The organism is Deltaproteobacteria bacterium (genome assembly GCA_005879535.1).
Classification (GTDB): domain Bacteria; phylum Myxococcota; class Myxococcia; order Myxococcales; family 40CM-4-68-19; genus 40CM-4-68-19.
The window spans coordinates 1-4,210 of record VBKI01000114.1 but is presented as its reverse complement, the minus strand read 5'-3'; the positions used below and the strand labels follow the sequence as shown (position 1 = coordinate 4,210).

General features: G+C 66.1%; 5 protein-coding genes. 3 read left to right on the top strand and 2 right to left on the bottom strand.

Going from position 1 to position 4,210, the window contains the following annotated elements; genetic code table 11:
• The first annotated feature begins 121 nt into the window (after positions 1-121).
• Positions 122-550: a hypothetical protein gene (locus tag E6J58_24215; GenBank protein TMB31615.1), complete on the top strand. Its 429-nt coding sequence runs from the start codon at positions 122-124 to the stop codon at positions 548-550.
• 39 nt (positions 551-589) lie between these two features.
• Here E6J58_24215 and E6J58_24210 read toward each other — a convergent pair whose 3' ends face one another.
• Both E6J58_24210 and E6J58_24205 read right to left on the bottom strand, forming a co-directional pair.
• Entirely contained in the window at positions 590-877 is a 288-nt protein-coding gene (locus E6J58_24210; protein ID TMB31614.1) for a hypothetical protein, read from the bottom strand.
• A gap of 130 nt (positions 878-1,007) precedes the next feature.
• Positions 1,008-3,098: a HAMP domain-containing protein gene (locus E6J58_24205; GenBank protein ID TMB31613.1), complete on the bottom strand. Its 2,091-nt coding sequence runs from the start codon at positions 3,096-3,098 to the stop codon at positions 1,008-1,010.
• Between the two features lie 16 nt (positions 3,099-3,114).
• Between E6J58_24205 and E6J58_24200 the strand changes: the two genes are divergently transcribed.
• Together E6J58_24200 and E6J58_24195 are read left to right on the top strand one after the other, a co-directional pair.
• Positions 3,115-3,594 (top strand): hypothetical protein, encoded by a 480-nt coding sequence (locus E6J58_24200; GenBank protein ID TMB31612.1) that lies wholly within the window; start codon positions 3,115-3,117, stop codon positions 3,592-3,594.
• Positions 3,578-4,210 (top strand): hypothetical protein (locus tag E6J58_24195; protein TMB31611.1); only part of this gene is annotated, 633 nt, incomplete at its 3' end. The genes E6J58_24200 and E6J58_24195, both read left to right, overlap by 17 nt.

Genomic DNA, 4,210 nt, shown 5'->3' with positions numbered 1-4,210 from the left:
GCCACACTTGCGCCGATAATCGCCGATCTCCTCATGCGCGGCTCGATTTAAAGCGTTCCAAATTATCGCGAGCATCTTTCTTTGCAGATACGGTCGCAATCATCCCGGACCGGAGGAGTTGATGCGATCGGTGCTCATCGTGGCGACGTGTGCTGCCTTGTTCTCGTGCGGCGGACCCCAGAGCAAGTCACCGAGCTGGCCGTCGAACGCATCCATCCACGTCACGGTGATTCGCGACGACGTGCACCCGACGTATCGCTGCGAGGGCCAGATCCAGACCTACTTCACGACGGCGAGCTTCTCCTGCACCGCGGAGGGGTTCGACGCCTGGGACGTGCGAGGATACGCCGAGCAGTTCATGCTCTCCGACGTGCTTCGATTCTGGATCCATGACGCCGGCGCGGCGACCTCGTCGCCTCAGCCGGACATCGCGGTCGACCTCGAGCCGCAGGGAGATCGATACAGCGGCTGGGCGACGATCATCCTTCCCGACGGGACGTTCTTCGGGCACCCCGGCGCCACCGCCGAGGCGTGGATCGAGACACTGTAAAGAGAAGTTCTTCGGCGATGTGGGTAGCGACGCGCGGCTCTAACGGACGGTCATGGAACTGGTATCGGGAATGGAATCGTCGCGGGGCGTGGGTGGCTTCTCCACGGCTTTCCTGATCTCGGAATCCCGGGTCACCCGCCCGTGCTGGACGAGGTACACGGCCTCGTTCCCGCAACCGCGCGCGACGTAGCCGAAGCGCAACGCATCGACGGCAACGCTGTCCTCTGGGCAGCTGAAATCGAACGCGGCGCGCTCCCGGACCTGCGGGGACAGACCCGTGCATCCAACGAGAAGTCCCAAAACAGCAGCAAGCGGTCCGAATCTCATGCTCAACTCCTTTGGGCGCGGCGACCAGAGTACAGCATGCACGGGCGTTTCAGATGCACTTTTCGGGCAGATCGAGCGTGCCATACAGGTAGCTGCCATCCGTTGCCGTTTCAGCAAAGCGCCGGCGGCATCAGACGCGGTAGCTTTCGAGGATCGCGAGGATCTCGTTGGAGACCGCTTTCACCTCGGCGGTGGCGCTCACCGTGCCCGAGAGCCGCGTCTGCGCCTGTCCCATGTTGCCGGTCACCTCGGTAACCGCGCCGAAGATGGCATCGATTCCTGCATGTTGCTGGTCGACGGCAGCGGCAATGTCCCGCACCACTTCCCGCGTGCGCGCCACGCTGTTCGACAGCTCGCGGAAGGTTTCCCCCGAGGTCCTCACCTGGACGAGGCCCGTCTCCATCCGCCGCGCACCTTGCTCGGTCAAGCTCACCGCCGCGCGGATCGCGCTGCCCAGCGAACCGAGGACCTCCCGGACGCGTGACGTGGCACGGATTGATTGATCGGCGAGCAGGCGGATCTCGCGCGCGACGACGGCGAATCCCTTGCCGTGCTCGCCCGACCGCACCGCCTCGATGGCGGCGTTGAGGGCGAGCATGTTCGACTGATCGGCGAGGTCCTTGACCGTCTCGGTGATGCGCCCGATCTGGTCGATCCATGTTCGGAGCGATCCGATCTGCTCCGCGATCTGCGCGACCTGGCCGCGGATGTCGCTCAGGCCGGCGAAGCTCGTCTCAATCGCCGTTTCTCCGGTGCGGCCCAAATCGGCGGCGCGCTCGGCCGCTTTCAGCACTGCTCCCGCGCGCTCCAGCGCACGGACGGAGCCGTCCTTGATCTGCTGCGCGGTCGCCTGCGCCTGCAGCAGCGCGGCAGCCTGGAGCCCGAAGGCCTTCTCCTGCTCGTCGGTGGAAGAGCCCAGCTGCACGACGCTGTGGTTGAGCACCCCTGCCGACTTTTTCAGGCTCCCGTGGATGGCGCTCAGGCGGCCCACCATGCGCGAGAAGCTGGCGGCGAGCTGGCCGATCTCATCGGTCGAGTCGATTTCGATGCGCTGGGTGAGATCGCCGTGCTCCGCAATGTCCGTGGTCACGCGGGTGAGGCTGCGGATCGGCCGCACGACCATCGCGGCGGCGAGGACGAAGCCTGCCACGATCGCGATCGCCGCAACCCCGGCGCTCCAGAGCAACATCGACCTGCGCAGCCCTTCGACGGTTCGCTCGATGGAGCCCCAGTCCATCCCGACGTGCACCACGCCGAGGGTGCCGTGCGCCATTGGCGCCGCGACGTCGATCGCGTTGATCCGCCCGGCTGCGGTCTCGATCTGCTTGCGCGGCGCGATCTTCACACGCCGCCCGGACCTGGCCAGCTCGCCCGGCTCGATCCAGTTCTGTTCGACGAATTCGGGCGGGAACGAGGGCACGAAGGTATGCGCCAGGATCGAGCCTTCCCGATCCTGGATGTAGATGTAGCTGACGCCGTTCAGCGTCCTGCTCGCGTCGAGCAATCCCTTCGCCCGGCCGACGTTCTCCGCCGGAGTTCCCTGCCCGTTTCCCTCGAGGGCGAAGGCGAGCGAAAGCGCGATTGCCTCGCCTTTGGATTCGAATTCCTGGATCAGGTTTCCGGACGTCTTGCTCGTGACGATGGCGAGGAGCGTCGCGGCCATGAGCGCTGCAACCGAGGCGACGATCAGCACAAGCTTGGGTGCGAGAGCGATGCGCGTCAGACCGCGCCGCGCCTCATTTGTCGCCATGCCGCTTCCCCTCTCGCCGAGCATAGTGCGTCGGCAAGGAGCAGGCGCGGAAACGTCTGGCGCAGCGCGGCTGCGTGGTAGGGCAATTCGGCATGCCCACTCCTTGCACATACATGGACAAAAATTGATCGGCACATCGGTGCGCAGCAGAGTTCTGAAAGCGTCATCGGTTGCCCGACGCAAACCTGGGGGATTCATCATGAGAGTTGCCGATCGTTCTTTGGCCCGCAGGGCCGCGCGGTGCCTGGTGCTGGCGGGAGCGTTGGCCGCGCTGCTTCCCTGCCGTCCCGCGGCTGCGGGACCGAGACCGTACGCGTTCAGCCAAGGCGTCGATTCGCTTCCCGACGGAACAGTCGAGCTGGAAAGCTGGTTCTCCGCCGAGAAGCCGCGCTCCGGCTTCGCAGGTTGGGACTGGTGGCTCGGTCCGGTCGCCGGTCTCACCGACCGGATCGAGGCGGGACTGTTCGCCATCTTCGATCAGCCGCCCGTGAGCGGGCCGGGCGTCAGCTCGAGCGTGGCGCTCTCCTCGCTGCGGGCCCACGCGAGCTGGCTGCTCGCCGACAAGGGTGCCTGGCCCGTGGACGTGCGCCTCCGCGCCGAGTACGGGCAGCGGGTCGCCGCGGGGACGCCCAACACCGGGTGGTTCACGGCAATCCTCTCCCGCGATCTCGGCCGCCTCAACTTGACCGCGAACCTCGGCGGATACCTTGAGTTCGCGGACACGGAGACCGTCCCCTATTTCGTTGGCTCGTTCGCCAGCACCGTAGAGTTGCCCGCTGGCTTTCGCCTTGGTGGCGAGATCTTCAGTGAGAAAGAGTTGAAGACGGGCGGCGAGAGCGAGCTGTGGGCGGGACCATCGCTGGCCTATGGACGTGGCCGCTTCTGGCTCGCAGCCACTTTTGGCTTCGGATTGACGGACGACGCCTCGCTACACCGCGGAAGGATCCTCTTTGGCGTCAACCTCTAGGGCCACGCTCGGGCGCGTCGCCGCCGCGCTCTCGCTGCTTGCGGCGCCGGTGTCGCAAGCAGCGCCGGTTCAGCGCGGCTCCATCGTCGGCGAAGTCGTCGTCGTGCGGGCGTCGCTCAGGCCGGCGCCGCCCGTCGACCAGGTGGTGGTGTTCCTCGAGGACGCTCCCGCGCTCGACGAGATGGCGAAAGGGCCCTTCGAGATGGCGCAGGCGGACAAATCGTTCGCTCCCCCTCTCCTCATCGTTCCCGTGGGGGCGACCGTCGCCTTTCCCAACCGCGACGGGTTCTACCACAACGTCTTTTCCCCGACGCCTGATGCCAAATTCGATCTCGGGCTGTATCGCGGCGGTATCGCCAAGACGGTCACGTTGGAGAAGCCCGGCGTCGTCTCGGTCTACTGCAACATCCATTCGCAGATGAACGGGAACGTGCTGGTGGTCCCCAACCCGTACTACGCGCGGGTGGGCCGCGACGGCCGTTTCGAGATCCAGCGGGCTCCCCGCGGCACCTGGCACGCCGTCGTCTGGTCGCCATTCGCAGCGCTCGGTCGCGAGACGGTCCAGGTAGAGCCCGGCAAGGAGACGCAGCTGCGAGTGACCATCCGACAGCGTTCG

What these genes read in the sequence shown, in the direction of transcription:
- E6J58_24210 (TMB31614.1), bottom strand. Translation starts at nt 877, where the DNA reads ATGAGATTCGGACCGCTTGCTGCTGTTTTGGGACTTCTCGTTGGATGC.
- E6J58_24215 (TMB31615.1), top strand. Translation starts at nt 122, where the DNA reads ATGCGATCGGTGCTCATCGTGGCGACGTGTGCTGCCTTGTTCTCGTGC.
- E6J58_24205 (TMB31613.1), bottom strand. Translation starts at nt 3,098, where the DNA reads ATGGCGAACAGTCCCGCCTCGATCCGGTCGGTGAGACCGGCGACCGGA.